25 protein-coding genes are annotated in these 25028 nt (G+C 63.7%); 2 read left to right on the top strand and 23 right to left on the bottom strand.

Translation table 11 applies throughout. The features are described 5' to 3' along the window. Positions 1-183: 183 nt before the first annotated feature. The 13 genes from TZ03_RS19210 to TZ03_RS29015 form a co-directional block, all read right to left on the bottom strand. A complete protein-coding gene (locus TZ03_RS19210; RefSeq protein ID WP_003260720.1) occupies positions 184-819 on the bottom strand; it encodes a TetR/AcrR family transcriptional regulator in 636 nt (211 codons plus the stop codon). A 739-nt stretch (positions 820-1558) separates the two neighbouring features. After that, positions 1559-2341 carry a TatD family hydrolase gene (locus TZ03_RS19205; protein WP_051099771.1) on the bottom strand — a complete coding sequence of 261 codons (783 nt, stop codon included), beginning with the start codon at positions 2339-2341 and terminating at the stop codon, positions 1559-1561. Between the two features lie 30 nt (positions 2342-2371). Then, positions 2372-3358 (bottom strand): DNA polymerase III subunit delta', encoded by a 987-nt coding sequence (locus tag TZ03_RS19200; RefSeq protein ID WP_051099770.1) that lies wholly within the window; start codon positions 3356-3358, stop codon positions 2372-2374. After that, the gene (tmk, locus tag TZ03_RS19195) at positions 3351-3983 is read right to left on the bottom strand and encodes a dTMP kinase (protein WP_051099769.1); all 633 of its coding nucleotides are present in this window, start codon (positions 3981-3983) and stop codon (positions 3351-3353) included. Before tmk ends, TZ03_RS19200 begins: the two co-directional genes overlap by 8 nt. A 9-nt stretch (positions 3984-3992) precedes the next feature. After that, positions 3993-5186: an endolytic transglycosylase MltG gene (gene mltG, locus TZ03_RS19190; RefSeq protein WP_051099768.1), complete on the bottom strand. Its 1194-nt coding sequence runs from the start codon at positions 5184-5186 to the stop codon at positions 3993-3995. Positions 5187-5190: 4 nt separating this feature from the next. Further along, positions 5191-6006, bottom strand: a complete 816-nt coding sequence (gene pabC / locus TZ03_RS19185) for an aminodeoxychorismate lyase (protein WP_051099767.1) — start codon at positions 6004-6006, stop codon at positions 5191-5193. After that, entirely contained in the window at positions 6006-7250 is a 1245-nt protein-coding gene (fabF, locus tag TZ03_RS19180) for a beta-ketoacyl-ACP synthase II (RefSeq protein WP_051099766.1), read from the bottom strand. Before fabF ends, pabC begins: the two co-directional genes overlap by 1 nt. Before the next feature lie 189 nt (positions 7251-7439). After that, complete coding sequence (acpP, locus tag TZ03_RS19175) at positions 7440-7676, bottom strand: acyl carrier protein (protein WP_010952937.1); 237 nt, start codon at positions 7674-7676, stop codon at positions 7440-7442. 203 nt (positions 7677-7879) lie between these two features. Beyond that, positions 7880-8620 (bottom strand): 3-oxoacyl-ACP reductase FabG, encoded by a 741-nt coding sequence (gene fabG, locus TZ03_RS19170; protein WP_051099765.1) that lies wholly within the window; start codon positions 8618-8620, stop codon positions 7880-7882. 15 nt (positions 8621-8635) lie between these two features. Further along, positions 8636-9574 carry an ACP S-malonyltransferase gene (fabD, locus tag TZ03_RS19165; protein WP_082056669.1) on the bottom strand — a complete coding sequence of 313 codons (939 nt, stop codon included), beginning with the start codon at positions 9572-9574 and terminating at the stop codon, positions 8636-8638. Between the two features lie 260 nt (positions 9575-9834). Then, on the bottom strand, positions 9835-10845 hold the full coding sequence (gene plsX / locus TZ03_RS19160) for a phosphate acyltransferase PlsX (protein WP_082056668.1): 1011 nt from the start codon (positions 10843-10845) through the stop codon (positions 9835-9837). Between the two features lie 3 nt (positions 10846-10848). Then, a complete protein-coding gene (rpmF, locus tag TZ03_RS19155) occupies positions 10849-11031 on the bottom strand; it encodes a 50S ribosomal protein L32 (protein ID WP_003247154.1) in 183 nt (60 codons plus the stop codon). A gap of 13 nt (positions 11032-11044) precedes the next feature. After that, positions 11045-11572 (bottom strand): YceD family protein, encoded by a 528-nt coding sequence (locus TZ03_RS29015; protein ID WP_010952934.1) that lies wholly within the window; start codon positions 11570-11572, stop codon positions 11045-11047. A gap of 96 nt (positions 11573-11668) precedes the next feature. On the opposite strand from TZ03_RS29015, the gene TZ03_RS19145 reads away from it, so the two are divergent. Then, a complete protein-coding gene (locus tag TZ03_RS19145) occupies positions 11669-12247 on the top strand; it encodes a Maf family protein (RefSeq protein WP_051099762.1) in 579 nt (192 codons plus the stop codon). 510 nt (positions 12248-12757) lie between these two features. Here TZ03_RS19145 and TZ03_RS19140 read toward each other — a convergent pair. From TZ03_RS19140 to rluC, 3 genes are read right to left on the bottom strand one after another with little or no spacing between them, the layout of a single operon-like run. Further along, positions 12758-13750 (bottom strand): S49 family peptidase, encoded by a 993-nt coding sequence (locus TZ03_RS19140; protein ID WP_051099761.1) that lies wholly within the window; start codon positions 13748-13750, stop codon positions 12758-12760. A 6-nt stretch (positions 13751-13756) separates the two neighbouring features. Continuing rightward, a complete protein-coding gene (locus tag TZ03_RS19135) occupies positions 13757-14431 on the bottom strand; it encodes an HAD family hydrolase (RefSeq protein ID WP_051099760.1) in 675 nt (224 codons plus the stop codon). Positions 14432-14434: 3 nt separating this feature from the next. Further along, positions 14435-15391, bottom strand: coding sequence for a 23S rRNA pseudouridine(955/2504/2580) synthase RluC (rluC, locus tag TZ03_RS19130; RefSeq protein ID WP_051099846.1), 957 nt, complete (start codon positions 15389-15391; stop codon positions 14435-14437). Between the two features lie 798 nt (positions 15392-16189). On the opposite strand from rluC, the gene rne reads away from it, so the two are divergent. Then, entirely contained in the window at positions 16190-19456 is a 3267-nt protein-coding gene (gene rne, locus TZ03_RS19125; RefSeq protein ID WP_177328488.1) for a ribonuclease E, read from the top strand. Between the two features lie 409 nt (positions 19457-19865). Here rne and murB read toward each other — a convergent pair whose 3' ends face one another. Genes murB through TZ03_RS19090 form a run of 7 tightly spaced genes read right to left on the bottom strand, consistent with a single transcriptional unit; the run spans position 19866 to position 24403 of the window. After that, positions 19866-20885: a UDP-N-acetylmuramate dehydrogenase gene (gene murB / locus TZ03_RS19120; RefSeq protein WP_051099758.1), complete on the bottom strand. Its 1020-nt coding sequence runs from the start codon at positions 20883-20885 to the stop codon at positions 19866-19868. Then, on the bottom strand, positions 20882-21346 hold the full coding sequence (locus TZ03_RS19115; protein ID WP_051099757.1) for a low molecular weight protein-tyrosine-phosphatase: 465 nt from the start codon (positions 21344-21346) through the stop codon (positions 20882-20884). The genes murB and TZ03_RS19115 overlap by 4 nt, the downstream gene beginning before the upstream one ends. Further along, positions 21346-22110, bottom strand: coding sequence for a 3-deoxy-manno-octulosonate cytidylyltransferase (gene kdsB, locus TZ03_RS19110; protein ID WP_051099756.1), 765 nt, complete (start codon positions 22108-22110; stop codon positions 21346-21348). Before kdsB ends, TZ03_RS19115 begins: the two co-directional genes overlap by 1 nt. Next, the gene (locus tag TZ03_RS19105; protein WP_003247142.1) at positions 22107-22292 is read right to left on the bottom strand and encodes a Trm112 family protein; all 186 of its coding nucleotides are present in this window, start codon (positions 22290-22292) and stop codon (positions 22107-22109) included. Before TZ03_RS19105 ends, kdsB begins: the two co-directional genes overlap by 4 nt. Before the next feature lie 43 nt (positions 22293-22335). After that, on the bottom strand, positions 22336-23337 hold the full coding sequence (lpxK, locus tag TZ03_RS19100) for a tetraacyldisaccharide 4'-kinase (protein WP_051099755.1): 1002 nt from the start codon (positions 23335-23337) through the stop codon (positions 22336-22338). Continuing rightward, a complete protein-coding gene (locus TZ03_RS19095) occupies positions 23337-23771 on the bottom strand; it encodes an ExbD/TolR family protein (RefSeq protein WP_051099754.1) in 435 nt (144 codons plus the stop codon). Before TZ03_RS19095 ends, lpxK begins: the two co-directional genes overlap by 1 nt. Then, a complete protein-coding gene (locus TZ03_RS19090; RefSeq protein ID WP_051099753.1) occupies positions 23768-24403 on the bottom strand; it encodes a MotA/TolQ/ExbB proton channel family protein in 636 nt (211 codons plus the stop codon). Before TZ03_RS19090 ends, TZ03_RS19095 begins: the two co-directional genes overlap by 4 nt. Between the last annotated feature and the right edge of the window lie 625 nt (positions 24404-25028).

Here is a 25028-nt window from a genome sequence, read left to right as displayed (position 1 = left end):
TGAGGAACAGGCTTATCAGTCATGGGGCTGCTGTGCAGCCCATCGCAGGCAAGCCAGCTCCTACAGGTACCGCGCAGATCTCAAGCTTTGCGCTGTACATGTGGGAGCTGGCTTGCCGGCGATGGGCCGCGAAGCGGCCCCAATTACGCTGACTGGCAGGCTGCAGGAAAAGCCTGTGCTATCTCAGTTCGAGGGTTCCGGATCGCGCTTGCGCTTGTTGCCCATGCGCACGCCAATGTCCATCAGGAACTGGAAGAAGCCCTCCTGGTCCTCCAGCACATTGCTCCAGAACGGCGAGTGGTACAGCGCCACGGCGCCGTGCACCAATGCCCAGGCAGCGCAGTAGTGGAAATACGGTGGCACGTCTTCGAGCTTGCCTTCGCTGATACGCCCCTTGATCAGCTGGGTCAGACGATCGAAGTTGGACGCACGGATGCTGTGCAGTTGCTCGACCATTTCCGGCACCTGGTTGCCCTTGACCACCTTTTCTTCCAGGCGGTCGAACAGCCGGTAACGCTGCGGGTCGCGCATGCGGAACTCGAAGTAGGCGCGCGACAGGGCTTCCTTGTCACGGTCGACATCGGCCGAGTGCAACAGCGCGTTCAGGTCACGCTCGTAATCGAGCATCAGGCGCAGGTAGATCTCCGCCTTGGACTTGAAGTGCTTGTAGATCGTGCCTTTGCCGATGCCCACGGCGTCGGCGATCATCTCGACGGTGACGCTGTCTTCACCCTGTTCGAGAAACAGTTTGAGCGCAGTGTCGAGGATTTCCTGTTCGCGGCGGCGAAACTCACGGACCTTACGAGGTTCTTTCTGCATGGGAAGGACTGGATGACAATCGAAGCGGTTTATTATGCCTAACTTGCGGGAAATTGCACGGATCATCCAGCATGTCTGTGTTTCACGATGCCTACGGCCATGCGTTGCGGGAGGAATGAAACGTCGACGTATTCCAAATCTGTTTAAAAAACGACCAGCAGGCACTGGCACTGCGCCAAACCTGACCAATACTTGAAGTGTTGGCGCGGCGCATCCCCCCCAAGTGGCGCGCCGATAAAGGTGCTCAGGGACCGCGTACCTTTGTTTTACTCCTAATGGTCTTAACCCGGATTCCCCCCCCCAGAACCCGGGTTTTTTTTGCTTGCTTCAAGGGGGGGCGCTATTGGCGGCGGCGATGGGGGTTTCGAGGGTATTGCATGGGGGTGCCAGGTGCATGCCTCAGGTATTGCAGTGCCTGTGAGATCGAGCGCCGCCCGCGCGGCGCATCGCGACGCAAGGCCGCTCCCACATTTGTTTCGGGCCAATTACTCCTGTGCCATAGGCGCGCGCGCCCTTAGGTGCATGGCTGGAGATGGGTGAGAAACAGACCAGCTCACCTGGATATCAAAGAGAACAAACAAGGTGGGCAGCGGTGGCCTCACAGGAGTGACTGGCCCGAAACAAATGTGGGAGCGGCCTTGCGTCGCGATGCGCCGCGCGGGCGGCGCTCGATCTCACAGGCGCTGAAAATGTTGTGACATGCCCCTGGCAGCCCTCACACAGACCCAACCCCTACGAATCAGGCCACCCGCGCCAACGGGAACAACCGCTTGAAGTTGGCAGTAGTCTGCTCCGCCAACTGCTCATAACTGGCCCCCCGCAACGAAGCCACATACTCCGCCACCTCACGCACATACTGCGGCAAGTTCGGCTTGCCCCGGTGCGGTATCGGCGCCAGATACGGCGAATCCGTCTCCACCAGCAACCGGTCGACCGGCACTTGCCGCGCCACGTCGCGCAGCGCATCGGCATTGCGGAAGGTAACGATGCCGGACAGCGAAATGTAATACCCCAGGTCCAGCGCCGCCTTGGCCATATCCCAATCCTCGGTGAAGCAGTGCAACACGCCAGCCTGCGGCAGATTCGCTTCGCGCAACAGCGCCAGGGTATCGGCGCGCGCCGCCCGGGTGTGCACGATCACCGGCTTGCCAGTCTGCCGCGAGGCCTCCAGGTGCAGGCGGAACGAGGCCTGCTGCAGCTCGGCAGCTTCCGGCTCGTAGTGGTAATCCAGCCCGGTTTCGCCAATCGCCACCACATGCGGGTGGGCCAGTTCGCGCAGCAACCATTCCAGCGCCGGGGTTTCGCCCGGTGCCAGGTCCAGCGGATGCACGCCCACCGAGCAATCGACATCGGCGTATCGCTCGCTCAGCGCCTTCACCGCGCCGGCGTTCTCGGCACTGACGCCAATGCACAGAAAATGCCCGACCCCGCGCTCACGCGCCACCTGCAGGGCAGCATCGAGGGAGCCCTGGTGGGCGCTCAGGTCAAGACGGTCGAGGTGGCAATGGGAATCTACGAGCATGGGATAACGACACACATGAAAAATTTAAAATCAGCGGGCACCCGGCAATTGCAGCCAGTGGGCCAGCAGCGATTCAAGCAGCAGGGTGCGGTTGAGGTTGGCCTTGCCCAATACCTTCTGGCGCTGCTCCAGGATCCATGCCTGAACCTCCAGCACCTTGGCCTGGCGGCTCTTCTGCGCCAGGTACTGCACCACCTTGCGCATATCGGCCAAGCCTAGCCCCTCCTCGTCCTGGGTCAATTGATAGCGCAAGATCAGGTGCGCCCAATCGCAGAACCAGTCGAACAGCAGCAACAATGGCACACCGTTCCAGGCATCGGCCAGCTGGCTGGGCGATTGCTGCTGCTTGAGCAGCTTCTTCACCCCGTCGGTGACCAGCGCGCGCTGTTCGCGCACGCCTTGTGCCTGCAGGCTGACCGCCATCAACGGCGAACCGGCGGCCAGGCTCAGCAGCTCGTCGCGCTCGCCCTCGTCGCTGTCAGGCAGCGCGCCGGCCAGCCAGGCCTGGCTCTGGGCCAGGCTGGGCTGCGGGCAGGCGACCTGCTGGCAACGGCTCTTGATGGTCGGCAACAGGCGGCTGGGCTGATGCGTGACCAACAGCAACACGGTATCGCCAGAGGGCTCTTCAAGGCTCTTGAGCAGCGCGTTGGACGCGTTGACGTTCATCGCCTCCACCGGCTCGATCAGCACCACCTTGCGCCCGCCCAGCTGTGCCGTCTGCACCACGAAGGCCACCAACTCGCGCACCTGGTCGACCTTGATCGGCTTGTCGGCCTCCTCGGGCTCGAGCACGAAGTTGTCTGGGTGGCTGCCGGCCTTGAGCAACAGGCAGGATTTGCACCCACCACAGGCCTCCAGGCCCTGGGGCTGCTGACACAGCAGGCGGGCCATCAGGCGCTCGGCCAGGGCTCGCTTGCCGATACCCTGTGGCCCGTGCAGCAGGTAGGCGTGGGCATGCTGGTTGCGGCCGGCCAGTTGCTGCCAAAGGGCCTGCTGCCAGGGGTAGGCCTCAGCCACGGCAACGCTCCAGGATCCCCGGCAGCAGCGCATCGATGGCCCGCTGCACGGCCTCCAGGGGTTGTGCGGCATCGAGCAGGCGGTAGCGCTGCGGCTCGCGCTGGGCGCGCTGCAGGTAAGCCTGGCGCACCGCTTCGAAGAACGCCTGGCCTTCCTGCTCGAAACGGTCCAGGCGGCCACGGGCGGCAGCGCGGGCCAGGCCCACTTCGACCGGCAGGTCGAAGACCAGGGTCAGGTCCGGGCGCAAGTCGCCCTGAACGAATTGCTCCAGGCTGGCGATACGCTCTACAGGCAAACCACGCCCTCCGCCCTGATAGGCATAGGTGGCATCGGTGAAGCGATCGCACAACACCACGACCCCACGGGCCAGTGCCGGGCAGATCACCTGCGCCAGGTGCTGGGCACGGGCAGCGAACACCAGCAGCAGCTCGGTGTCGGCCGCCATGGCTTCGTCGCTGGGGGCCAGCAGCAGCTCGCGGACCTTTTCCGCCAGCGGCGTACCGCCGGGCTCACGGGTCAGCACCACATCCAGGCCCTGCTCGCGCAGACGTGCGGCCAGATAGTCGCGGTTGGTGCTCTTGCCGGCCCCTTCAGGGCCTTCCAAAGTAATAAACAAGCCGCTCACAGGCAGTCCTTAATATTGATCGTCAGGCGTCGGCCGTTCGGCCGCTTGCGCACCGTCGGCAGGGTCGTCCTGCACGGGCGGCTCCTCGGGCGCTTGCGGCACAGCCGGCGCGTCCTCTACGGGCGCTTCGGGCGGCGTAGCCTCATCGACACCCGGTTGCGACTCAGGCTGTGGCGCGGGGCTGGAGCGGTAGTCCGCACGGCGCTTGAGCTGAAACTCGCGCACCGCCGAGTTGTGATCGTCAAGATCATCGGAGAACACATGGCTGCCATCGCCACGGGCGACGAAGTACAGGCTGGTGCCATTGGACGGGTTGAGCGCCGCGTGAATCGCCTCGCGACCGACCATGGCGATCGGCGTCGGCGGCAGGCCGGTCATGGTGTAGGTGTTGTAGGGTGTCGGTTCGCGCAGGTCGGCCCGGGTGATCTTGCCGTTGTAGCGCTCCCCCATGCCATAGATCACGGTCGGGTCGGTCTGCAGCATCATGCCCAGGCGCAGGCGCCGCACGAAGACGCCGGCAATTTGCCCGCGCTCCTGGGGGATACCGGTTTCCTTCTCCACCAGCGACGCCATGATCAGCGCCTGGTACGGGTCGCGGTACGGCAGGTCGGTAGTACGCTGCGCCCATTCCTTGGCCAGCACTTCGTCCAGGCGCATGTAGGCCTGCTGCAGCAACTCGACGTCGCTCATGCCGCGCACGAAGCGGTAGGTGTCCGGGAAGAAACGCCCTTCGGGGAACACGCCGGTATGGCCGAGCTTGTCCATCACTTCGGAATCCGACAAGCCGTCCAAGGTGTGCTTGATCTTTTCATGCTTGGCCACGGCCGAGCGCACCTGGCGGAAGGTCCAGCCTTCGACCAGGGTCAGGTTGTACTGCACCACATCGGCACGGCGCCAGGCATCGAACAGCTGCTCGACGGTCATGCCAGGGGTGAGGCGGTACTCGCCGGTATGCAGGGGGGTACCGGCCATGTTGAAGCGCCAGTACAAACGCAACCAGACAGCATCGTCGAGCAACCCTTCGTTTTGCATGCGGTAGAACATGCGGTTGGGGTTGGTACCATTGGGCACGTCGAGCAGGCGTTCCTGCGTCACGTGCAAAGGCTGCTCCAGAACCGAGTTGATCTTCCATGCCGACCAGCCCAAGGCCAGGCCGGCGAGGATCAAACCCATTTCCAGCAGCAGCAGGAATTTACGTCTCACGAATTCAGGTTTCCAGTAACGTACGGGCAACGGCCTGCAGTCTACGGGTGAGCGGGCCAGGCGACCAGTTTAGCGCGGCAATGCCACGCACGGGCCAGACACCGTAGACGCTATTGCAAACAAATACTTCATCTGCCTGCTCCAGCTCGGCGAACGACAGGTCGCGGACTTGCACCGGGATACCCAGCAGCTGTACCTGGTCCAGCAGCGCACCACGCATCACCCCGGCAACGCCGCAGCGGCTGAGATCGGCAGTGAGCAGCACGCCGTCGCGCACCAGGAACAGATTGCTGTACACCCCTTCGATCACCCTGCCCTGCCCGTCACGCATCAGGCCTTCGGCATGTTCGCTGTCCTGCCATTCGGCACGGGCCAGCACCTGCTCCAGGCGGTTGAGGTGCTTGAGCCCGGCCAGCAAGGGTTGCTCCCCAAGCCGGGTCTGGCACGGGAACAAGCGCACGCCCTGCTCGGCATGCTCGACAGGATAGCTGGGTAACGGGCTGCCCTGCAGGATACGCCGCGGCGCGGCACCGGCAACCGGCGCATAGCCGCGCTGGCTGTCGCCACGGGTAAGGATGAGTTTGGCGACGCCATCACCGAGCTGGCTGGCATAGCGCTGAAGCTCGTCGCGCACCAGCGCCAGGTCGGCGCTGATCGCCAGGCGCTGGCAGCCCAGCGCCAGACGGGCGAGGTGGCCGTCCAGCAAGCTGGGGCGGCCGCCGCGCACGGCGATGGTTTCGAACAGGCCATCGCCGTAGGCCAGGCCGCGGTTCTGCAGATTGACTGCAGCCGCCGGCTGGCCATCGATCCAGCTGTGCATCAACCGGCGAACCGGCGGAACACCAGCGAGCCGTTGGTGCCGCCGAAGCCGAACGAGTTGGACAGCACCACGTCGATCGGCATGCTGCGCGCCTGATGCGGCACGAAGTCAAGGTCGCAGCCTTCGTCCGGCTCGTCCAGGTTGATGGTAGGCGGTGCCATCTGGCTGTTGATCGCCAGCACGCTGAAGATCGCTTCCACGGCACCGGCAGCGCCCAGCAGGTGGCCGGTCATCGACTTGGTCGAACTGACTGCCAGCTTGTAGGCATGGTCGCCGAACACGCGCTTGATCGCGGCCACTTCGGCCACGTCGCCCGCCGGGGTCGAGGTGCCATGGGCGTTGATGTAGCTGACCTCTTCTGGCTGAATGCCAGCATCACGCAGGGCGTTGGTCATGCAGCGGGCAGCACCTTCGCCGGTGTCGGGTGGCGAGGTCATGTGGTAGGCGTCGCCACTCATGCCGAAGCCGACCAGCTCGGCATAGATGGTCGCGCCACGGGCCTTGGCGTGCTCCAGCTCTTCGAGCACCAGGGCACCGGCACCGTCGGACAGCACGAAGCCATCACGGCCTTTGTCCCACGGGCGGCTGGCCCGGCTTGGCTCGTCATTGCGGGTGGACAGCGCGCGCGAGGCACCGAAGCCGCCCATGCCCAGGCCGCAGGCAGCCATTTCGGCGCCACCGGCGATCATCACGTCGGCTTCACCGTAGGCGATGTTGCGCGCGGCCATGCCGATGCAGTGGGTGCCGGTGGTGCAGGCGGTGGCGATGGCGTAGTTCGGCCCCTGCAGGCCCAGGTGAATCGACAGGAACCCGGAGATCATGTTGATGATCGAGCCCGGCACGAAGAACGGCGAAATGCGACGCGGCCCCGAATCGTGCAGCGTGCGGCTGGTTTCCTCGATGTTGGTCAGGCCGCCGATACCCGAGCCCATGGCCACGCCAATACGCTCGCGGTTGGCGTCGGTGACCTCCAGGCCGGCATTACGCACCGCCTGGAAACCGGCCGCCAGGCCGTACTGGATGAACAGGTCAAGCTTGCGGGCCTCTTTGGCCGACAGGTATTGCTCGACCTCGAAGCCTTTCACCGAGCCGCCAAAACGGGTGGAGTAGGCAGACAGGTCCGTGTGTTCGATCGAACCAATGCCACTGCGGCCAGCCAGAATGCCCTGCCAGGTGCTTGGTACATCGGTACCCAGTGGCGACAGCATACCCATACCGGTGACCACGACGCGTCTACGCGACACAGTACTCTCCTTTTCTAATGACAGAGTTTCTTGCCATTGCATTCAACGCAACGGAATGAAATGGCAACAAGCTCTCGATGCCCGGGAATCGACACCCCGACAAACCAAGCTGGACACTTGCAAAGAAAAAACCGCACGCCGGCAAAGGCAGTGCGGTTTTTCCCGACAAGAAGCGTCGACTACAGCGTCTTAGGCCTGGTGGGCTTTGACGTAGTCGATAGCAGCTTGAACGGTAGTGATCTTCTCGGCTTCTTCGTCAGGGATTTCGGTCTCGAATTCCTCTTCCAGAGCCATCACCAGCTCAACGGTGTCAAGCGAATCGGCACCCAGGTCATCGACGAAGGACTTCTCGACAGTCACTTCCTCTTCCTTGACGCCCAGTTGCTCGGCGACGATTTTCTTGACGCGTTCTTCGATGGTGCTCATACCTAGTTTTCACTCCTAATGGACATATGTCAGGCAGCTGGCCGGTGGCTAATTTTATAGAAAGACGTTCGCTTTTCAAGCTAAACGCACCTTCAGGCTAGTCACCCTACCCGCTGCCTGGAATCTGGTTGCAGCTTTATAACGGATTTTAGGCTCGCAGTATGACTCTTTTTTTACGAAATCCGTCACATTGAGTTGCGGTATTACATGTACATCCCGCCGTTGACCGGCACGGTAGCGCCGGTTACGTAGCCTGCGCCGTCGGATGCCAGGAACGAAACCACCTTGGCGATCTCGTCGGCCTGGCCCAGGCGGCCCAGCGGAATCTGGGTCTGCAGGGCTTCACGCTGCGCTTCTGGCAGCTCGCGGGTCATGTCGGTGTCGATGAAGCCCGGGGTCACCGAGTTGACGGTGATGCCGCGCGAGCCCACTTCACGCGCCAAGGCGCGGCTGAAACCTTCCAGGCCAGCCTTGGCGGCCGCATAGTTGGCCTGGCCGGCGTTACCCATGGCACCGACGACCGAGCCGATGCTGATGATACGACCCCAACGCGCCTTGGTCATGCCACGCAGCACGCCCTTGGACAGACGGTAGAGGCTGTTCAGGTTGGTATCGATCACGTCGAACCACTCGTCATCCTTCATGCGCAGCATGAGGTTGTCGCGGGTGATACCGGCGTTGTTGACCAGGATGGCCGGTGCACCGAACTGCTCGCCGATGGCGGCCAGCACAGTTTCAACGGACTCGGCGCTGGTCACGTTCAGTTCCATGCCGGTACCGGCGATGCCGTGCTCTTTCAGGGTGGCGGCGATGCGCTCGGCACCGGAAGCCGAAGTGGCGGTGCCGATCACGGTCGCGCCCTGGCGGCCCAGCTCGAGGGCGATGGCCTGGCCAATGCCACGGCTGGCACCAGTGACCAGTGCAACTTTACCTTGCAGGCTCATGCAAGCTTCTCCAAATCAGGCCAGTGCCGCACGAGTGGCGGCAACGGCGTCAGGGGTATTGAGGTTGTAGGTGGTCACGCCGTCGGCGCAACGCTTGTTCAAGCCGGCCAGGACCTTGCCCGGGCCGCACTCGACCAGGTTGACCGCGCCATTGGCCGCCAGGGTCTGTACGCACTCTACCCAGCGCACCGGCTGGTACAACTGGGCCAGCAGGTCTTTTTTCAGCGCATCGAGGTCGGCGGCGATAGCGGCAGTGACGTTCTGCACTACCGGAATCTGCGGGGCCTTCCAATCGATGGCATTGATATCATCAGCGAAACGCTCGGCAGCCGGCTTCATCAGGGCACAGTGCGACGGCACGCTGACCGCCAGCGGCAGCGCACGCTTGGCACCTTTGGCCTTGCAAAGCTCGATGGCGCGGTCTACCGCAGCCTTGTTACCGGCGATGACCACTTGGCCTGGCGAGTTGAAGTTCACGGCGCTGACCACTTGGTCTTCGGCCGCTTCGGCGCAAATTTCCACGACTACAGCGTCATCCAGGCCGAGAATGGCGGCCATGCCGCCGTGACCGGCAGGCACGGCCTCCTGCATCAACTGACCGCGACGCTCGACCAGGCGAACGGCGTCTTTCAGCGACAGGCTGCCAGCAGCGACCAAGGCGCTGTATTCACCCAGGCTGTGACCGGAAACGAAGGCCGGCTGCGCGCCGCCCTCTTCCAGCCACAGACGCCACAGCGCGATGGACGCGGTGAGGATGGCCGGCTGGGTCTTGTCGGTCTGGTTGAGTTGTTCTTCCGGGCCTTCCTGGACCAGCTTCCACAGGTCGTAACCCAGGGCTGCGGAAGCTTCCTTGAAGGTTTCGATGATCACTGGCTTCTCGGCGCCGAGCTCGGCGAGCATGCCCAGCGACTGGGAACCTTGACCGGGAAAGACGAATGCGAGAGATGCAGACATTGAACAAGCCCTTATGATCTTGTCGTCGAATGGGGTGCGCCAGGCCTTGGGCCTGGCGCGGAATCTGAAAGCTTGGATGAAGACGGAACCTAAGCGGTCACATTTAAGCACTTCATCAGCGATATGCCTAAGGTCTTTGTTTCTTCGGTAGCGGCCCTTTCGCGGGTAAACCCGCTCCTACAACGACCGTACCAACCTTGGCCTGGAACCTTCCGCAACCCTTGTAGGAGCGGGTTTACCCGCGAAGAGGCCGGCACAGGCTATAGCAGCAGGTCCTCCAGGCGCCCATGCAAGCGCTGCGGCAGGTTTTCCTGAATCTCGATCAACGCCCGCTGGATGGCACTCTGGAACCCCTGCACCCCCGCCGAGCCATGGCTCTTGATGACGATACCCTGCAAACCCAGGAAACTCGCCCCATTGTGCCGCGCCGGCGCCAGGTCGGCCTGCAGGCGCTTGAGCAACGGCATGGCCAAGGCCCCGACCGCCCGCGACAACAAGCCACCCTTGAACAACTGCTCGATGCGCGCACCGATCATCGTCGCCAGCCCTTCGCTGGACTTGAGCAGGATATTGCCGACGAAACCGTCGCACACAACCACGTCGGCCTCACCACGGTACAGCCCGTCACCTTCGACGAAGCCCACGTAATTGAGCCCACGAGCGTTCTGCAACAGGCTGGCCGCCAGCTTGACCTGCTGATTGCCCTTGATGTCCTCGGTACCGATGTTCAGCAGCGCCACGCGCGGCCGATGCACGCCCAGCGCCTGGGCGGCCACCGAACCCATCACGGCGAACTGGTAGAGGTTCTCGGCACTGCAGTCGACATTGGCCCCCAGGTCGAGCAACTGACAGTAGCCAGCCTGGGTCGGGATCGCCGCCACCATGGCGGGCCGGTCGATACCCGGCAGGGTCTTGAGCACGAAACGCGACAGTGCCATCAGCGCCCCGGTATTGCCGGCACTGACACAGGCCTGGGCCTTGCCGTCGCGCACCAGTTCGAGGGCGATGCGCATCGACGAGTCTGGCTTGCCGCGCAACGCCTGGGATGGCCGCTCGTCCATGTCGATCACTTCACTGGCGGCGACAATCTGCAGACGCGCACGATCCGCAGCCGCAAGGCCACTGACGAGATCTTCAAGGAGGGAGGGTTGACCGACGAGGGTCAGGTGCAGCGAGGGGGTAGCCGATAGGCAGGCAATGCTAGCCTGGACAATGCTGCGGGGACCGAAGTCCCCGCCCATTGCGTCGATCGCGATGATCTGAGCGGACAAGGATTACTCGTCAGCGCCCTTGTCGACCACTTTGCGACCACGGTATACGCCCTCTGGCGAAACGTGGTGGCGCAGGTGAACTTCACCGGTGGTTTTCTCTACCGACAGCGCGTTTTCCGACAGAGCGTCGTGCGAACGGCGCATGTCACGGGCAGAGCGGGATTTTTTGTTCTGCTGAACAGCCATAATTGATTAACTCCTAAACGTTTGGGTCACGCTTTAACTGCGCCAAAACACTGAACGGGTTGGACCGCGATACCTCGTCCTTGCTCGATTCGGGCTCGTCTGCGCCCGCCGGCTGCTGGCATTCTTCCGGATGGTGAGCAGGCACGATTGGCAAGGCGAGCAGAAGCTCTTCCTCGACCAATGCCTGCAGATCCAAAGGATCTTCGCCCAGTTCCAGCACGTCATAGCCTTTCGGCAACGACTGGGTATTCGCACCCTCCTTCACCACCGCGTAAGTACATTCGCTGTGGATCGGCAGGGTGACCAGCTCAAGACAACGCTGGCAAACCATCTTGACCTCGACGTCCAGCTCGCTGTGGATAACCACCACGTGCTGTTCATCTCGTTCAAAATCGAACTTCGCCTGCACCGTACCGACATTGTCGGAAAGCGGGTCGCAGAGTCTTTCCAAATCAGCGAGTTGCAGCGAACCGTTAAGGGTTACGCCACGATCGGCTAATTTGCGCGGGTCAACGTGAGGTGGAATCGGGTCATTCAACATAGGCGCAGCATTCTAGGGATGCCCCCCGCCCCTGTCAAAGGAAATTCGGCGGCATCGTGCGTGATAGAATTTGTTCAACTGATTCAGGAGTCTACCATGCTTCCTCTGTTACTGGCTTCCAGCTCTACCTATCGCCGCGAACTGCTCGCCCGCCTGCGCCTGCCCTTCACCTGGGCAAGCCCCGACATAGACGAGCAGCGCCTGGCTGATGAGCCGGCCGTGGAGCTGGTGCGGCGGCTGGCCAGGCAAAAGGCCGAGGCACTGGCAGGCAGCCACCCCGGGCACTTGATCATCGGCTCGGACCAGGTTGCCGTACTGGGCGAGCAGGTGCTGGGCAAGCCGCATACGTTCGAACGGGCCTGCGAGCAACTGCTGGAGTGCAGCGGGCAGCAGGTGAGCTTTCTGACCGGGCTGGCATTACTGAACAGCGCGACCGGGCAGTGCCAGGTGGATTGCGTGCCGTTTACCGTGACGTTGCGCGAACTGGACCGGGAGCGGGTGGAGCGCTATGTAACAGCGGAACAGCCGCTGGACTGCGCCGGCAGCTTCAAGGCGGAGGGGCTGGGGGTGAGCTTGTTCCAGAGCACGCATGGGTGCGATGCGACCAGCCTGATCGGGCTGCCGTTGATTCGGCTGGTAGATATGCTGACCAAGGAAGGCGTGGTCATCCCTTGAGATTTTGGGGCCGCCTTGCGGCCCATCGCCGGCAAGCCAGCTCCCACCTCGACCGCATTCGCTCAGGCCCTGTGCGGACCCTGTGGGAGCCGGCTTGCCGGCGATGAGGCCAGCCCAGGCAATACAAGACAGTTGCTCCCACAGAGGCTGCGCAAAGCTTGAGATCTGCGCAGTACTTGTGGGAGCTCCCACCTCGACCGCATTCGCCTCAGGCCCTGTGCGGACCCTGTGGGAGCCGGCTTGCCGGCGATGAGGCCAGTCCAGGCAATACAAGACAGTTGCTCCCACAGAGACTGCGCAAAGCTTGAGATCTGCGCAGTACTTGTGGGAGCCCCCACCTCGACCGCATTCGCCTCAGGCCCTGTGCGGACCCTGTGGGAGCCGGCTTGCCGGCGATGAGGCCAGTCCAGGCAATACAAGACAGTTGCTCCCACAGAGACTGCGCAAAGCTTGAGATCTGCGCAGTACTTGTGGGAGCTGGCTTGCCGGCGATAGGGCCAGATCAGGCAATCAGCGCAACTGCAGCCCCTGGAACCCCATCCACATCGCCAGGTGCTCAGCCACGCTAGCGCCCACACGCTTGGAGAAGCGATCGAGCGGTGATTCCTGCACAGTGAAATCCACCAGCGCCTGTTCGCCAACGATCTCACGCGCCACGTAGCTGGCACTGCCCAGCCCATCCACCAACCCCAGCTCCTTGGCCTGCTCGCCCGACCAGACCAGCCCGCTGAACAACTCCGGATGCTCCTTGTCCTTCAGGCGCTCGCCGCGCCCCTGCTTGACCATGGCGATGAACTGGTTGTGGGTGGTGTCCAGCACGCCCTGCCAGAACCGCGTCTCTTCCGGCTTTTCTGGCGAGAACGGGTCGAGGAAAGCCTTGTGCTCGCCCGAGGTGTACGAGCGGCGCTCCACGCCCAGTTTCTCCATGGTGCCGACAAAGCCATAACCGGCCGCCGTCACACCAATGGAGCCCACCAGGCTGGCCTTGTCGGCATAGATCTCGTCCGCCGCACTGGCAATGTAATAGGCACCGGAAGCACCAAGATCAGCGATTACCGCATACAGCTTGATGGTCGGGTACTCGGCGCGCAGACGGCGGATTTCGTCATACACATAGCCGGCCTGCACCGGGCTGCCACCCGGGCTGTTGATGCGCATCACCACGGCCTTGGTCTTGCTGTCCTTGAACGCCTCGCGCAGGCTCTTGACGATATTGTCGGCACTGGCGCTCTCCTGGTCGGCAATCACCCCGCGCACTTCGACCAGCGCGGTATGGCTGGCACTGCGGGACGCCGCCTTGTCCATGTCCATCAGCGGAGTGAACAGCGCCAGGATGCCGAACAGGTAGACGAAGGTCAGCAGCTTGAAGAAAATCCCCCAGCGCCGCGCCCGCCTCTGCTCCTGGACGCCCGCCAGCAGGGTCTTCTCCAGCAGCTTCCAGCTCTTGCGCTCCTCGTGCTCTTCGCGCTCCTCAGCCTCGGGGGCTTTCCATTCGTCTGCCATGCTTACCTACCTTGGAAGTGAAATTGCGCAACCACCCAGCCACTTGCGCAGCTGGGAAAAGTGATCGATGCATACCTGCGGGCCAAACTCGGCCAGCGCCTGCAGCGACATGGCACCATAGCCCACGGCCACCGAATGCATGCCAGCATTGCTGGCCATCTGCAGGTCGAATGCCGAATCTCCGACCATCAGCGCACGCCCCGGTTCGACGCCACAATGACCGAGGATTTCCTCGAGCATCAGCGGGTGCGGCTTGCCACGGGTCTCGTCGGCCGCGCGGGTGATGTCAAAGAACTGCTCCCAGCCATTGGCCTTGAGCACCCGGTCCAGCCCGCGACGTGCCTTGCCAGTGGCCACCGCCAGGCGGTAACCCTCGGCACGGAAAGCATCCAACGACTCGACCACGCCATCGAACAATGGCGAGGGCTGCTGATCCAGCGCCATGTAGATATCGGCATAGTGCTGGCGGAAGCTTTCGACCTGCGCAGGCGCCAAGTGCGGATACAAGGTATGAATCGCTTCGCCCAAGGCCAGGCCAATGATGCCCTTGACCGCATCATTGCTGCTTTGCGCCTCACCAGCACGCTCGGCAGCGGCATTCATGGCCTCGACGATGCGTCCGATGGAATCGGCCAGGGTACCGTCCCAGTCGAAGATCAGTAGCTCATAGCCTTTTTTCATAGATCACGACGCACTCAAACGCTCAACGGTTTTCGCCCAAACCTCATCCACAGGCGCTTCGAGCTTCAGTTCGCCACCATCCGGCAGCGGCACGCTCAGCGCGTAGGCATGCAGGAACAGGCGCTTGCCGCCCAGCTCACGAATTTCGCGACTGAAGTCCTCGTCACCGTACTTGCTGTCGCCGGCGATCATGTGCCCGGCATGCAGGGCGTGCACGCGGATCTGGTGGGTACGGCCGGTGATCGGGCGCGCCTCGACAATGGTGGCGAACTCGCCGAAACGGCGCAGCACGCGGAACAGGGTCAGCGCCTCCTTGCCCTCGTCGTTCACTTCGACCATGCGCTCACCAGAGCGCAGATTGCTCTTGAGCAACGGCGCGTTGACCTGCTTCTTCGAGGTTGGCCAGTGGCCACGCACCAGCGCCATGTAGCGCTTGTCGACACCATCACCGCGCAGGGCGGCATGCAGGTGGCGCAGCATGCTGCGCTTCTTGGCGATCATCAACAGGCCGGAAGTGTCGCGGTCCAGGCGGTGCACCAGCTCCAGCTCCTTGGCGTCCGGGCGCAACTGGCGCAACGCCTCGATCACGCCAAAGCTCAGGCCACTGCCACCATGCACGGCGATGCCAGCCGGCTTGTTCATCACGATCAGCGCCTTGTCTTCGTAGACAATGGCCGCTTCCAGGCGTTGCAGCAGGCCCTGGGCCACCGGTGCTGGCTCGTCACGTTCCGGCAGGCGCACAGGCGGTACCCGCACGATGTCGCCGGCCTGGATCTTGTATTCCGGCTTGACCCGGCCCTTGTTCACCCGCACCTCACCCTTGCGCAGGATGCGGTAGACCAGGGTCTTGGGCACGCCCTTGAGGGCCGTGATAAGGAAATTGTCGATGCGTTGGCCGGCAAGCTCCGGCGCGACTTCGATCAGCTGAACGCCGGAAGTCGGAGGGGTATTGGTCGTCATGGCGGGAATCATAACAATTTTTTATGGAATTGAAGCACTTAATCATTGCTGCTATAGTCGCGAACGCCGCCAAAAGCGGCAGGCCAGCGGCACCAGGCTTCGAGCCGGCCCCTGACCAACGCAATTCTCCAGGACGCGAGGCCGTCCTACGGGGTTTTCGCCAGTTTACCGAATTGCCTGGAATCGCCACCAGCGCTGTGTAGAGAAGACCGAAAAAAACGACAAGTGCGGTGTTTCACCTGCTTACCCGATTCTTTTCGCAGCACCTCTGCCCGCCCGTCGCTTCCACGCAACGCCCGGCGAATGCTTCGGAAATACCTGCCTTGGACATGAATGGCGCCAGCGCAGAACCTGCGCTGGCGAAAAATGCAACCCGTTGCGGATTCAGCGCGCGGCAGCACCCGAATTATCAGGGATACGTGCAGGGTGGAGATGCACAGCCCTCGGACCGTGTAGCACCGCGTCCGGCCACCAGCCCACTGAACGGCTGGCGAGCGGATAAGGTCCTGAACAGATGCCCCCTGGGTGTCCACGGCTGACGGTTGATTCCTCCTCCTGACTGAGTGCACAAGGCCCGCTTGGTTGATTCGGATTCCAATTCGAAGCCACCGGGGCCTTGTTGGCACCGCAGCAAACAGGACGCGTCGTCGCGACAACGGCAGGCTGGGCAACCGGCTGGTGCCGAACGTCGCTCGACACGGGGGTGGCCCGGCCACCCTTTGCGCACCTTGGCACCGACCATGAGACGTCGTGTGTGCCGAACGCCGTTTCCGGCAGCCCGGAAACCGACGGTACAACATGAAAAGAATGCTGATTAACGCGACTCAACCTGAAGAGTTGCGTGTAGCCCTGGTGGACGGCCAACGTCTCTACGACTTGGACATCGAGTCCGGTGCGCGCGAGCAGAAAAAGGCCAACATCTACAAAGGCAAGATCACCCGCATCGAACCCAGCCTCGAAGCCGCCTTCGTCGACTTCGGTTCCGAACGTCACGGCTTTCTGCCGCTGAAAGAAATCTCCCGCGAATACTTCAAGAAAACCCCCGAAGGGCGGGTCAACATCAAGGAAGTGCTCAGCGAAGGCCAGGAAGTCATCGTCCAGGTCGAGAAGGAAGAGCGCGGCAACAAAGGCGCCGCCCTCACCACCTTCATCAGCCTGGCCGGCCGCTACCTGGTGCTGATGCCCAACAACCCGCGTGCCGGTGGCATCTCCCGCCGCATCGAAGGCGAAGAGCGCAACGAACTGCGCGAAGCCCTGAACGGCCTGACCGTACCGGGCGACATGGGCCTGATCGTGCGCACTGCGGGCCTTGGCCGCAGCAGCGAAGAAATGCAGTGGGACCTCGACTACCTGCTGCAGCTGTGGACCGCCATCAAGGAAGCGTCCCTGGACCGCACCGCGCCCTTCCTGATCTACCAGGAAAGCAACGTCATCATCCGCGCTATTCGCGATTATCTGCGCCAGGACATCGGCGAAGTGCTGATCGACAGCATCGACGCCCAGGAAGAAGCCCTGACCTTCATCCGCCAGGTGATGCCGCAGTACGCCAGCAAGGTCAAGCTGTACGAAGACAGCGTACCGCTGTTCAACCGCTTCCAGATCGAAAGCCAGATCGAGACCGCCTTCCAGCGCGTGGTCGACCTGCCGTCCGGCGGCTCGATCGTGATCGACCCGACCGAGGCCCTGGTGTCCATCGACATCAACTCGGCGCGCGCCACCAAAGGCAGCGACATCGAAGAAACCGCCCTGCAGACCAACCTGGAAGCGGCCGAGGAAATCGCCCGCCAGCTGCGCCTGCGTGACATCGGCGGCCTGATCGTCATCGACTTCATCGACATGACCCCGGCGAAGAACCAGCGCGCCGTGGAAGAACGCGTGCGTGAATGCCTGGAAGCCGACCGCGCCCGCGTGCAGGTTGGCCGCATCTCGCGCTTCGGCCTGCTGGAAATGTCCCGTCAGCGCCTGCGCCCGTCGCTGGGCGAAAGCAGCGGCATCGTCTGCCCACGCTGCTCCGGCACCGGCATCATCCGTGACGTCGAGTCGCTGTCGCTGGCCATCCTGCGCCTGATCGAAGAAGAAGCCCTGAAGGACCGCACCGCCGAAGTGCGTGCCCAGGTGCCGATCCCGGTGGCCGCGTTCCTGCTCAACGAGAAGCGCAACTCGATCACCAAAATCGAACTGCGTACCCGTGCCCGCATCATCATCCTGCCGAACGATCACCTGGAAACCCCGCACTTCGAAGTCCAGCGCCTGCGCGACGACAACCCGGAAGTGCTGAGCAACCAGTCCAGCTACGAGATCGCCGCCGCCGAAACCGAAGAGGCGCCGCAGCCGACCGCCACTCGCACCCTGGTGCGCCAGGAAGCCGCGGTCAAGACTGCCCCGGCCCGCGCCAACGCACCGGTACCTGCCGCCACTGAAGAGCCTGCCGCCCCGGTCGCCCCTGCCCCGAGCGCTCCGGAACCAAGCCTGTTCAAGGGCCTGGTGAAATCGCTGGTCAGCCTGTTCGCCGGCAAGGAAGAGCCTGTCGCCGCGCCGGTCGTCACCGCCGCCGAGAAGCCAGCCGCCGAGCGCAGCCCGCGCAACGAAGAACGCCGCAACGGCCGCCAGCAAAGCCGCAACCGCAACGGCCGCCGCGACGAAGAGCGCAAGCCGCGTGAAGAGCGTGCCGAGCGCGCGCCACGCGAAGAGCGCCAGCCACGCGAAGAACGTGCACCACGTGAAGAACGCGCCCCACGCGAAGAGCGGGCACCGCGGGAAGAACGTGCACCACGCCAGCCACGCGAAGACCGCCGCGGCAACCGTGGCGAAGAGCGCGTACGCGAACTGCGCGAACCGCTGGACGCTACCCCACCGGCCGAACGCGAAGAGCGCCAGCCACGTGAAGAACGTGTAGCCCGCGAAGAACGCGCGCCACGTGAAGAGCGTGCACCGCGTGAAGAGCGCGCCCCTCGTGAAGAGCGTGCACCACGCGAAGAACGCGCCCCTCGTGAAGAGCGTGCACCACGCGAAGAACGCGCCCCTCGCGAAGAGCGTGCACCGCGTGAAGAACGCGCCCCTCGCGAAGAGCGTGCCCCACGTGAGGAACGCGCCCCTCGCCCACCACGCGAAGAGCGCCAGCCACGCGCCGCCGAAGAAGCGGCCGAGCAGGCTGCCGAGCTGGCCGAAGAGCAACTGCCGAACGAAGAACTGCTGCAGGACGAGCAGGAAGGCACCGATGGCGAGCGCCCGCGCCGCCGTTCCCGTGGCCAGCGTCGTCGCAGCAACCGTCGTGAACGTCAGCGCAATGCCAATGGCGAGCTGATCGACGGTGGCGAAGAAGAAGGCAGCGAAGAGCAGCCACAACAGCACCAGGCCACCGAGCTGGGTGCCGAACTGGCCGCCGGCCTGGCCGTGACTGCCGCTGTCGCGACCAGCAACATCAGCAGCGATGCCGAGGCCCAGGCCAACCAACAGGCCGAGCGCGCCACCGCTGAAGTCGTTGCCGCTGCAGCAACCGACAACAGCGAAGCCGCCCAGCCGGTTGAGCAGGCTGAAAAGGTCGAGCAAGTCGAAGCTGTCGCCAAGGTTGAAGAAGTGGCCGTGGCCCCAGTGGTCGAGCAGCTGGTCAGCGAGCCTGTGGCCGTGGTCGAGGCAACTGCCGAGCCAGTGGTCGAAGTCGCGCCACAACCGATCGTCGAAGAAGCGCCTGTTGTCGAGCCGACCGTGGCTGCCGAAGCTCCGGTAGAAGCGCCGGCTGTCGAAGCCGGTGAAATCGAGCAGGCCCCGACTGTGGTCGAGGCCGCGCCGGCTGCCGAACAGCCTGCCCCGGTTGCCGAAGCCCAGCCAGAAGTAGTGGCCGAGCCTGCACCTGTGGTTGTCGAGCCTGCGCCGGTCGCGGCCCCAGCCGTGGTAGAGCCTGCCACGGTCATGCTGGCCAACGGCCGTGCGCCGAATGACCCGCGTGAAGTTCGCCGCCGCAAACGTGAGGCCGAGGCTGCTGCCAAAGCCGCGCAGGAAGCTGCTGCAGCCGCCGGAGAGCCAGCCCTGGAAACCGCCGATGAGCAAAAGCCTCATCACGGTTGATAACCAAGGCTGAATGAAAAGCCCCGCCAGTTCGCACTGGCGGGGCTTTTTCTTGGCCTATCACTTCATGTCAGCGGCGGCGCGCCTCCTGTAGGAGCCCACTCTCGCGACGCAAAGTTCCACTCACCGCGCCGCGAACACCGGCAGAGCCGGTGCCATCCACCCCGTTGGATTCTTCGCGGGCGCGCCCGCTCCCACAGGTACTGTGCAGGTTTCGGGCTAACGCTATACCTGTGGGAGCGGGCATGCCCGCGAACACCGGCAAAGCCGGTGCCATCCACCGCGCTGGATTCTTCGCGGGTGAATCGGATCGCCGCACCGCCGCTCCCACAGTACTGTGCAGGTTTCGGGCTCACGCTATACCTGTGGGAGCGGCTTTAGCCGCGAAAAGGCCGGCACAGGCAACGAGTCAATACAGGTTAGGCTCCATCTCCAGCTCAACCCCGAACCGCTCAAGGATATCGGCCTGGATCCGTCGCGCCAGCGCATGCATCTGCCCCCCGCTCGCCTGGCCATAGTTGACCAGCACCAGCGACTGCAAACGATGCACCCCGGCATCACCTTCGCGATAACCCTTCCAGCCCGCCTGCTCGATCAACCAGCCCGCCGCCAGCTTCACCTGGCCATCAGCCTGGGGATAAGCCACCACGCCTGGGTACTGCGCACGAATACGCTCAACCAGTTGCGCCGATACCACCGGGTTCTTGAAGAAGCTCCCAGCATTACCCAGCTCTGCCGGGTCCGGCAGCTTCTCGCGCCGAATGCTGCAGATCGCATCACTGATCGCCTGCGCAGTCGGCGTAGCCACACCCTGCTGCGCCAGGCGTTGGCGCACCGGGCCGTAGTCCAGGTGGGCCTGCAAAGTACGACTCAAGGCGAACCGAACGCGCAGGATCAACCAGCGCCCAGGGTTACGCTTGAACAGGCTGTCGCGATAACCGAAGGCACATTCCGCCAGATCGAAGTCCTGCAGCTCGCCAGTTTCGCGATCCAGCGCGGTCAGGCCAACGAACACGTCCTTGATCTCGACCCCATAGGCCCCCACGTTCTGCATTGGCGCGGCGCCCACGGTGCCGGGGATCAGGCTGAGGTTCTCCAGCCCGCAATAGCCCTGCGCCAGCGTCCACTGCACGAACGGGTGCCAAGGCTCACCGGCCTCGGCCTCGACCACGATGCGCTCGCCATCGTCGCTTAGCACGCGACGGCCACGGCTGGCCATGTGCAGCACCAGCGCGTCGATATCGCCGGTCAACAGCAGGTTGCTGCCGCCACCGATCACCAGCACCGGCAGGCCGCGCTGGTGCGCCTGCGTCAGTGCCTGGCGTACCTGCTCGTCATCATGCGCCTGGCTGAAATACCGCGCCTTCACGTCGATGCCGAAGGTGTTGTAAGGCTTGAGCGATACCTGCTCCTGCCACTGCCCTGTCATGACCGCCCCTTGATTTCCAGCACCAGCGCCTGGCACGCCGCCTCGACCAGGTCGAGCACTTGCTCGAAGCCGTCGGCGCCGCCGTAGTACGGGTCTGGCACTTCGTCCAGCGCCGCTCCGTAACGGCGCAGGAATAGGTCGAGCTCGCCCATTGCCGTGTGCGGGCGCAGGGCACGCAGGTGGCTGAGGTTGCTCTCGTCCATGGCCAGAATCAGGTCGTACTCGGCAAAATGCGCCGCCGTGACCTGTTGCGCGCGCTGCTGCGACAGGTCGTAACCGCGCGCCAGTGCGGCCTTGCAGGTACGGCTGTCAGGTGCCTTGCCGACGTGCCAGTCGCCGGTGCCAGCAGAGGCCACCTGCACCCTGTCGGCAAGCCCGGCGGCCTGCAATTGATGGCGCAGCACGCCTTCGGCAGTGGGCGAGCGGCAGATGTTGCCCAGGCACACGAACAGGACGCGCATCAGGCCTCCAGCAAGCGCCGTACGCGCTCCAGATCTTCAGGGGTATCCACACCTACGGCAGGCGCCTCGATGGCGTCCTCGACGTGAATGCGCACGCCGTGCCACAGGGCACGCAACTGCTCCAGCGCTTCGCTCTGTTCGAGCCAGCAAGGGCCCCAGCTGACAAAGTCCTGGAGGAAGCCGACGCGGTAGGCGTACATGCCGATGTGGCGGCGATACGGCACGCCCTCCGGCAGCACGTTGCGGTCCTTGGCAAAAGCATCGCGGGCCCAGGGCAACGGCGCTCGGCTGAAGGTCAGGGCCAGGCCGTTCTTGTCGCTGACCACCTTGACCGCGTTGGGGTTGAACACGGTTTCCGGCTCGTGGATCGGCTCGGCCAGGGTGGCGATACCGGCTTCGGGATGCGCAGCCAGGTTGGCCGCCACCTGGTCGATGATCACCGGCGGGATCAGCGGCTCGTCACCTTGCACGTTGACCACGATGGCATCGGCAGCCAGGCCCAGTTGCGCGGCTACTTCGGCCAGGCGGTCGGTGCCCGACTCATGGTCGACACGGGTCATCAGCACTTCGGCGCCAAATGCCTGGCAAGCCTCGAAGATGCTGGCGTCGTCAGTGGCGATGACCACGCGGCTGGCAGCGCTCTTGCGCGCCTGTTCCCACACATGCTGCACCATCGGCTTGCCGGCAATGGCCAGCAGCGGCTTGCCAGGCAAGCGCGTGGAGCGCAGGCGGGCAGGGATCACCACGGTGAAGTTCAGGCTCATTTGTCCAGGCGCTCGTCATCGGTCAGGGTGCGCGCCTCGCTTTCCAGCATGACCGGGATACCGTCGCGAATCGGGTAGGCCAGGCCGGCGCCCTTGCTGATCAGCTCGGTCTTGTCGGCACTAAGCTTGAGCGGGCCCTTGGTGATCGGGCAGGCCAGGATATCGAGCAGTTTGGTGTCCATTGAAGGCTTCCTTTAGGCCAGATGGCCAGAAATGAAAACGGGCTCAGGGCTTGCACAGCAAGCGTTGCAGCTGGCTGTCGAACCAGGCGCTGAATGCCGGCGTGGGCTGTGCTTCCACGGCCAGGTACCACCAGTCATCGGCGGCGAACGACCGGCATTTCACTGCGTCCTTCTCGGTCATGACCAGCGGCAGTGGCGGGCTGAAGGCCAGGCTCTGGGCGCTGAATTGTGCATGGTCGGCAAAGGGGTGCGGCAGCGGCTGCCAGTTTAGCCCCAGCAGGGTATTGAAGAAACGTTGCGGGTTGCCGATGCCGGCTACCGCGTGCAGATGCTGGCCGGCGGGGAAATGGTCGAGTGCGCGGCGCTCGCCGCTGCGCAGGTTGACCAGCGCAGACGGTTGCAGGCGAAAGCCAAACCCGTCCGCGCGGTCGCCATCAGCACCATTGAACAGAACGGCATCAGCTTCTTGCAGGCGCTCGGTGGGCTCTCGCAAGGGGCCGGCGGGCAGGCAGCGCCCGTTACCCAGGCCACGGGCGGCGTCGATCAGCACCAGCTCCAGGTCACGGGCCAGGCGGTAGTGCTGCATGCCGTCGTCACACAGGATCAGGTCGAGTGGCTCACTGGCCAGCAGCGCCTGTACCGCGCGGGAGCGGTCGGGGTCGATCATCAGCGGCACGCCGGTGCGCTGCACGATCAACAGCGGCTCGTCACCGGCCTGTTCGGCGCGCTGGTCGGGCTGCACGCGCCAGGGCAACTGCGGCGGCTTGGCACCATAACCACGGCTGACCACGCCTACTTTCAGCCCCTGCTGACGGCAGTGCTCGATCAGCCAGAGAATCATCGGCGTCTTGCCGGTGCCGCCCACGGTGATGTTGCCCACCACGATGACCGGCACCGGCGCCCGGTAGCTGGCACTTTCGCCACTGAGAAAACGGGCCCGCTTGCGCGTGACCACGCAGCGGTACAAGGCCTCCAGCGGACGCAGCAGCGCCAGCGCCGGGTGCCCGGCGTACCAGGCAGCGAGCAGGCGGTCGGCAAAGGCCATCAAGGCGTTCCCTGAGCCGCCTCGACGGTGGTCATGCGCAATTGGCTGAAACCGAGCTTGCCGGCGGCATCCATCGCGGTGACCACAGCCTGGTGCGGGGTCTTGCCGTCGGCGCTGATGGCCAGCGGCAGCTTGTTGTCGCCACCCGATTCACGCTCGATCGCTTCGCTCAAGGTGGCCAGGTCGCTCTTGGGCAGTAGGTGGTTGTTCACCGAGTACACGCCTTCGGCGCTGATGGTGATTTCCACCAGTTTGCCCTGGTCGGCCGGCGCATGCTCGGCGCTGACGGCCTCGGGCAGCTCGACACGCAGCTGGGTCTCGCGGGTGAAGGTGGTGGTGACCACGAAGAACAGCAGCAGGACGAACACCACGTCTATCAGTGACGCCAGGTTGATGTCGACGTTCTCCCGCTGGCGATTGCGCCGGAACTTCACGCCTTGCCTCCGGCCACTTCCACTTCACGGTCGCCCTGGATCACTTCCACCAGTTTGATCGCCTCCTGTTCCATGCCCACCACCAGCTCATCGATGCGGCGCTGCAGGAAACGGTGGAAGAACACCGCCGGGATACCGACCATCAGACCGGCCGCCGTGGTAACCAGGGCCTTGGAGATACCACCGGCCAGCACCGCGGCATTGGCGGTCATCTGCGAGCCCATGAAAGCGCTGAAGATGTCGATCATGCCCAGCACGGTGCCCAGCAGGCCCAGCAGCGGGGCCATGGCGGCGATGGTGCCGAGGGTGCTGATGTAGCGCTCCAGCTCGTGGATGACGCGCGAAGCGGCCTCCTCGATGCACTCTTTCATGATTTCGCGGCCATGGCGCGAGTTGGCCAGGCCCGCAGCGAGAATTTCGCCCAGTGGCGAATCGGCGCGCAGGGCCTTGAGCTTGTCACTGGTGAGTTGTTTGTCCTTGATCCACATCCACACCTGGCCCAGCAGGTGCGGCGGGGTGACGCGGCTGGCACGCAGGGTCCACAGGCGCTCGACGACGATAGCCATGGCAGCGATGGAGCTCAGAATGATCGGCAGCATCATCCAACCACCGGACTTGACCAATTCCCACACAGTAAACGCCCCTTCGGAAAAAGGCCGCCACTCTACCATAGGAGCGCCGGGGGCTCATCTGCCGGAGGTCAGGGAGTTGGTGGGGGCTGGTGGGTATGCCTTGGGTTCGCATCAGAGGCGGCAGGTGCATGCCTTGGGTTGGTATCAGGGCTGACAGGTGCATGCTTTGGATGGGTATCAGGGCTGACAGGTGCATGCCTTGGATGGGTATCAGGGCTGACAGGTGCATGCCTTGGATGGGTATCAGGGCTGACAGGTGCATGCCTTGGATGGGTATCAGGGCTGACAGGTGCATGCCTTGGGTTTTCCAGCGCCTGTGAGATCGAGCGCCGCCCGCGCGGCGCATCGCCGGCAAGCCGGCTCCTACATCTGTTTCGGGCCAGTTACTCCTGCACCTTAGGCGCGCGCACCCTTGGTGCATGGCTGGATATTGATGAAAGGCAGAGGCGACACCTTCAATATCGAAGGGAACAAACAAGGCGTGCAGAGGTGAATTCACAGGAGAGACTGGCCCGAAACAGATGTGGGAGCCGGCTTGCCGGCGATGCGCCGCGCGGGCGGCGCTCGATCTCACAGGCGCTGGAAAACCCAAGGCATGCACCTGTCAGCCCTGATACCCATCCAA

It is taken from the genome of Pseudomonas sp. 10-1B, from assembly GCF_000935045.1.
Classification (GTDB): Bacteria; Pseudomonadota; Gammaproteobacteria; order Pseudomonadales; family Pseudomonadaceae; genus Aquipseudomonas.
The sequence above is the reverse complement of the archived record's forward strand: the minus strand, read 5'-3'. Positions and strand labels throughout refer to the sequence as shown.